Genomic DNA, 6316 nt, shown 5'->3' on the forward strand with positions numbered 1-6316 from the left:
TTTTCTCTCATTATACAAGAAAGACCCTATAGAATAGACTTTTTTTTAAGTGTCTATTCTATAGGGTACATTTTACACTTATATATTGCTTTCTTTTTTATTTTTTCATACATCCAATTGTATTGCTGATTTGTTAAAGGTCATTTCTTCATACACTTTCAAATTTTGATATACTGCTCCTAATAATGGTGCTTCTATAGAAAATTGTTCCGCTACATCTAGTAAGTATCCTTGTAAGTGCTTCGCTTCAATAGACGAACCTTTTTCCATATCACGCTGCATCGATGACTTCATATTATACGAAATTTTATCAATTATTTTCATATGTTCTTGGACAATATTATCTTTAATTGGTGCTCCTACACATCTCATAATTTCCATACATTCTTCAAATAAGTTTTGGATAAAATCGCGTCCACCTTCACTTTCACGAATCGGTCCTATCGGTGCACGCATTAATGTTGTCACACCTGACATTACAGTGATAAATAAATATTTATGCCACATATCTTGCGTAATGTTTTCACTTAAAATAAAACTAGATTTCGTACCTGCAAATGCTTTAGAAATATGCTTTATTCTCTCTGAATCTTGAGACTTCATTTCTCCAAACATAAGTCTATTTGCAGCGCTAGTTTGTACAATTTCTCCTTGATTGTTTAACGTCGTCTCGATAAAGCATAAACCACCAATTACTTTTTCCTCACCGAATTCCTTTTGTAATAGCGATACATGAGCAATACCATTTAGCAACGGAATGATTACAGTACTTTCACCTACAAACGGCTTCAAATCTTGAATTGCCTCGTTTAAGTGATACGATTTTGTTGAAAATAGAATCACATCAAATGGAGCAGTTTGATCTTCTTTCGTTATTAATTTCGGTTGAAAGGAAAAATCTCCGTTAACACTTCGGATTACAAGTCCCCTTTCCTCCAATTGTTTTTTCCGTTTACTACGAACAAGAAAAGTAACATCTTCTCCTTTTTCTACTAAGCGTCCCCCAAAAAATCCTCCAACGCCTCCCGCTCCTAATACTAAAATACGCATACAAAATCCCCCTTTTCAAAATACAATTTTATAACATTCAGTATACATAACATTATACATGTCCCCTACTAAATAAGCTGAATTTTCATTCTTACTCAAGTATAAAACAGTGGTTATTTTCAAATGAATTTGGGCATGTTGTTTTTATAGCATATTTGGAAAGGAAACAATGTAAATGGAGGCAATACATACAATCGAGGAAAAAGATGTAACAACAGCTATATTTCAATTTATATTCCCGTTTTCTTTTAAAACTGGTTATGAACAAAATATGTTCCCTTTCTTACAGAAAAATGACTTTCGTCCTTTTCGACTCGATCATCTTGAAAATGAAAATACATACTACGGAAAGTTTCAAGTTTCACATCAAAATATGGAAGCATATTATCTTTCATTTACAAATAAAATACTCTTTCCTCACTCAGAGCATCAAAAAGGATTGCAGCGCTATTCTAAAGATCTTAACTTAACTGGACATTTAACAACAAATCTTATTTCCGTTCCATTCAACATTCATTCTATTGACGTAACACTTTGTCCTTATGAGCTTGGCTTCTTAACAATTCGGACAGAAGTAGAAACCGCTCCAAACATAACATTATCAGAAGCAATTGAATTTGCGGCCCGTTTCCGTGTACTTGAAACTAAAAATGATACAAACGAGACTATTTGTATTGAATGTAATGGAAAAAAGTATTCCCAAGTGGAAAGATTCATTTTTGGTTATTTATTTCATGGCGTAACAGATTTCTTTGAGAAGAAGAGATTAAGAAGTTCTTACTTTCAAACCTTTCCTTTCTTTGAAGATCAGCGAATGTACGTACAAACTTTATTATCTATAAAAGAAGATATGGAACTGAATGAAGTGGATGTTTATCGTACTTCTAGTCTTTCCGGGTTAACAAGTGATGGCAAGGCATATGTGAGTGCAAATAATCTGCCTTATATTCATGATTATTTAAAACAACACGCTTACCAAAGATGGGCTCCGAATCGCTATTTCATAATGGAAGAACATATATTCACATGTGTAACAAATGAAGGAGAACGCGAATTTACTAAACTTGCGAGTCAAATGTATGGGGAGTTTTATTACGCTTTATTATTAAATCTATTTCATAAAATTGTTTTATTGAAAATGGCAAACGCTTATGCTGAATTAAACATTGAACAAGATACAAATGAAATAGAGCAATTAATTTATGCAATCAATTCATTTACTGCGAATTACTTTTCTTTAGAGCTAGTATCCCAATCACAGAGTGAAGATATTTTCTTCCGCTTAAGAAAGCTTTTTAACATCGAGATTTTATACACGAATGCAAAACAAAATCTTGATAGTTTGTTTAAATATCAAGAAAATGTTGCTTCAAAAAAAGATAGCCTTTTACTATTAATTTTAACGCTCTACTCTGTAGTAGGCCAAATGTTAGGTTTTACTATGATTGATCTGTTAAGAAACACCGATTCAAACAAAATTTCGTCGCCACTTGAATTTTTCGCGCTGTTAATAGCAATTAGCGGTATAGTCATTTCACTTATTTTAGGTGCGCAAAGTTTATACCAATGGAGTCTACAACATAAACGAAGAAAAGCATGGGTAAAACAAACTGTACTTTCTGCTGTGAGAGAGAAAGATGATAAGAAGTAAAGAAGAGTATTTTTACATTGAAGTATGTGGTACGCTACAGTAATTGAAATTTTTATCAGCGATTTTCAAATTATATCGGCGCAACTCAAAATATATCAGCGATTATTTAAATATATCGACTTATCGACAAAAAACGCCAAAAAATCAAATATAAAAAAGGCTAATCCAAAAATTTAGATTAGCCTTTTCCCTCTTACTTCTCTGCTTCGATTTTCTCTAATGCAGCAGCTACTTGTTCTTCCGTTAATTCATGTTGTATTACGTAGCGGTTACGTGGGCTTACACGGCATTCGTGAGAACATGCACGTAAATATTTCGCCTCGTTTTCTTCAGAACATAAAATTTTCTTGTTACATTCTGGATTTGCACAGTTTACATAGCGCTCACAAGGTTCACCTGTAAAGTGGTCTTTACCAACGATAACATGTTCTTTTTGGTTTACTGGTACAGCGATACGCTCATCGAACACATAACATTGTCCATCCCAAAGCTCACCTTGTACTTCTGGGTCTTTTCCGTACGTTACAATACCGCCGTGAAGCTGACTTACATCTTCATAGCCTTCACGAACTAACCAACCAGAAAACTTCTCGCAACGAATTCCACCTGTACAATAAGTTAAAATCTTTTTGCCTTCAAGTATTTCTTTATTTTCACGAATCCAATCTGGTAATTCACGGAATGATTCGATATCAGGTTTGATCGCACCTTTGAAGTGACCTAAATCAAATTCATAATCATTTCGCGCATCAATGATAACTGTATCTTCTTGTTTCATTGCTTCATAAAAATCTTTTGGCTCTAAATACTTCCCAGTTATTTCGTGTGGGTTAATGTCATCTTCTAGACGAAGTGTAACTAACTCTGGACGAGGACGCACGTGCATTTTCTTGAATGCATGACCATCAGCTTCATCTATTTTAAACACGATACCGTCAAAACGTGGATCATTGTTCATTGCTTCCATGTATTTCTCTGTTTGCTCTACAGTACCAGAACAAGTTCCGTTAATACCTTCTTTAGCTACAAGGATTCTTCCTTTTAACTCAAGTGAATTACAAAATTCTAAATGCTCTGCCGCGAATTCTTCTGGGTTTTCAATTGTTGTGTACATGTAATATAGTAATACTCTGTATGGTTTTGTAGTTGCCAATGTATTTCTACCACCTATCTAATTTTTAAAATCATGTATAAGTTAACGTTCATATCAAAACATATATAATAAGAAAATGAATCCCATTTCCTTCTCTTTATACTATTTTCTATCAGTTAACAAAAATAAAAAACAAGATTACACACCAAAACACTGTGGTTATGTTGTAATCCCAATATATTATATATCATACAAATGCAATTCCATCAATTAATATGCTGTATTATCGGCTTTATGTTCACATAAATTTCAAAAATAGCCCTTTAATTCATTATGTTTCCCCGCCTCATCACACCATAAACTCCCAATTTTTAATAATGCCACACCATTCATTGTATAAAGACATATAATTTGCACTAAGGAAACATTTATGTTCAAATAAAAATATCATCTAATACATTTAAATGTATTGAAATAAACAATAAGAATACTTACAATAATTTCATCAAGTTAACATTTCAAAGGGGAAAACTACTATGAATAAAGATATATCAAAAGATGAACATGTCCCTTCTCAAAGTACAACTGTTCAATCAGCGCATTTAGCATTAAGCGGACAAACGAAAGGCTTAAAAAGACTTTTACCATTCTTAGGTCCTGCTTTCATTGCTTCAGTCGCTTATATTGACCCTGGCAATTTCGCGACAAATATTGCCGCTGGATCACAATATAGATATTTATTACTCTGGGTAATTCTTGCTTCTAATTTAATGGCTGTATTAATCCAAACTTTATCAGCTAAATTAGGAATCGCTACAGGTAGAAACCTTCCTGAAATTGCTCGAGAAAACTTCCCAAAACCTGTTTCCATCGGCTTATGGATACAAGGTGAACTCGTTATTATGGCGACTGATTTAGCTGAATTTATCGGGGCAGCACTCGGATTGTATTTATTATTTGGAATTCCAATGTTACCAGCTGCTTTAATTACAGCTGCTGGATCATTTATTATTCTTGAATTTCAACGTAGAGGCTTCCGTCCATTAGAAGCGATTATAACAGGAATGATTTTTATCGTTGTTATCGCTTTTGGTGTACAAGTCTTTTATGCAAAACCGGAATTAAGTCCCCTACTTTCAGGACTTTTCATCCCAAAATTTCAAGGCGTAGACAGTATATTACTTGCAGCCGGAATTTTAGGTGCGACAGTTATGCCGCACGCAATCTATTTACATTCCGCCTTAACACAGCGCCGCGTAGTCGGAACAAATGATGAACAAAAGAAAAAGATTTTCCGCTTCGAGTTTATTGATATCATTATCGCAATGATTATCGCTGGAGCAATTAATGCAAGTATGTTAATTGTTGCTGCTGCACTATTCTTTAAAAACGGCTTGCATGTCGAAGATCTTGATGTCGCTTTTAACCAGTTTAGCAACTTAGTCGGTCCTGTATCAGCTGCTTTATTTGGAATTGGTCTTTTATCAGCAGGACTATCTAGCTCTTCTGTCGGTACAATGTCAGGTGATATTATTATGCAAGGTTTCATTCGAATGCATATTCCGTTATACTTACGCCGATTTATTACAATGATTCCACCATTAGTTATTATCGCTTTAGGTGTAAATCCAACTTACGCTCTAGTCATGAGTCAAGTCGTCTTATCATTCGGTATTGCCTTTGCATTAGTACCACTTATTATGTTTACAAGTAGTAAAAAAATTATGGGTGCACTCGTTAACCACCGCATAACTACCTTTATCGCTTGGATCATTGCTGTACTTGTTATCATTTTAAATATTTTCTTACTGTATCAAACATTTGTAGGGTAATGAAAGAAGAAGGCTGTCTCAAATTTCTGTTAAAGACAGCCTTTTCTTTTTAAATTATAAATTTTTATCATCCATTCACATGACAGACCGTGCTTTCAACAAATTTTATAAACTCTTCTTCCTCCTCAATAAATGGAAAATGATTACTGTATTCAAATGTCGACATTATCGCATTTGGCATAAGCTCCGCTACTTCCACTGCAAATTCATACGGACACTGTACATCATAAATTCCAGCGTAAATATGGGCTGGTATATTTACATTCTCTAATTGTAAACGTAAATCAAATGTAGGTAACTCCTTATAAGAAAAATAATCAAGACGCTTTGATACTGTTTTACCGCTGTTCGGTCTAGCAATCATTTCATCATACGCTGATTCATTATATAAAGACATCATTGTCCACTCTTTATTTACGGCACGCCTCTCATCAATTGTAGAAGCTACGTCCCTGAGCACTGCAAATATTTCTCTTAAACGAGCATTTTGATCATTATCTCTACAATAAATACTATTTTTATGATTCATATACTCAGCTGATGCACATAATCCGCCAGCTATAATTTTCACAAGCCTCTCTGGACACATTATCGCATATTGTAAAGCTAGCATTCCAGCTCCCTCTAAACCATAAAAAACAATATAAAATCGTATAAAACCACCTTATATTTGTCAATCGTAGGTTTCTT

At 33.9% G+C, this 6316-nt stretch carries 4 protein-coding genes and 1 pseudogene; 2 read left to right on the top strand and 3 right to left on the bottom strand.

Annotated features, from left to right (window positions below):
- Window positions 1-105: 105 nt before the first annotated feature.
- Window positions 106-1050 (bottom strand): 2-dehydropantoate 2-reductase, encoded by a 945-nt coding sequence (gene panE, locus PDQ33_RS27790; RefSeq protein ID WP_061131144.1) that lies wholly within the window; start codon window positions 1048-1050, stop codon window positions 106-108.
- A gap of 175 nt (window positions 1051-1225) precedes the next feature.
- On the opposite strand from panE, the gene PDQ33_RS27795 reads away from it, so the two are divergent.
- Window positions 1226-2701 carry a hypothetical protein gene (locus PDQ33_RS27795; protein WP_061131143.1) on the top strand — a complete coding sequence of 492 codons (1476 nt, stop codon included), beginning with the start codon at window positions 1226-1228 and terminating at the stop codon, window positions 2699-2701.
- A gap of 193 nt (window positions 2702-2894) precedes the next feature.
- Here the strand turns inward: PDQ33_RS27795 and trhO are convergent, their stop codons facing one another.
- Window positions 2895-3854 carry an oxygen-dependent tRNA uridine(34) hydroxylase TrhO gene (trhO, locus tag PDQ33_RS27800; protein WP_000246227.1) on the bottom strand — a complete coding sequence of 320 codons (960 nt, stop codon included), beginning with the start codon at window positions 3852-3854 and terminating at the stop codon, window positions 2895-2897.
- Between the two features lie 476 nt (window positions 3855-4330).
- Between trhO and PDQ33_RS27805 the strand changes: the two genes are divergently transcribed.
- On the top strand, window positions 4331-5626 hold the full coding sequence (locus PDQ33_RS27805; RefSeq protein WP_270757029.1) for an Nramp family divalent metal transporter: 1296 nt from the start codon (window positions 4331-4333) through the stop codon (window positions 5624-5626).
- Window positions 5627-5693: 67 nt separating this feature from the next.
- Here the strand turns inward: PDQ33_RS27805 and PDQ33_RS27810 are convergent.
- Window positions 5694-6248 (bottom strand): annotated as a pseudogene (locus tag PDQ33_RS27810) (alpha/beta fold hydrolase); the annotation flags it as partial.
- Between the last annotated feature and the right edge of the window lie 68 nt (window positions 6249-6316).

The sequence above is a fragment of the Bacillus cereus group sp. Bc031 genome (assembly GCF_027716265.1).
GTDB classification, from domain to species: domain Bacteria; phylum Bacillota; class Bacilli; order Bacillales; family Bacillaceae_G; genus Bacillus_A; species Bacillus_A paranthracis.

Coding starts and splice junctions, on each gene's coding strand:
- panE (WP_061131144.1), bottom strand. CDS start 1,050: ATGCGTATTTTAGTATTAGGAGCGGGAGGCGTTGGAGGATTTTTTGGG.
- PDQ33_RS27805 (WP_270757029.1), top strand. CDS start 4,331: ATGAATAAAGATATATCAAAAGATGAACATGTCCCTTCTCAAAGTACA.
- PDQ33_RS27795 (WP_061131143.1), top strand. CDS start 1,226: ATGGAGGCAATACATACAATCGAGGAAAAAGATGTAACAACAGCTATA.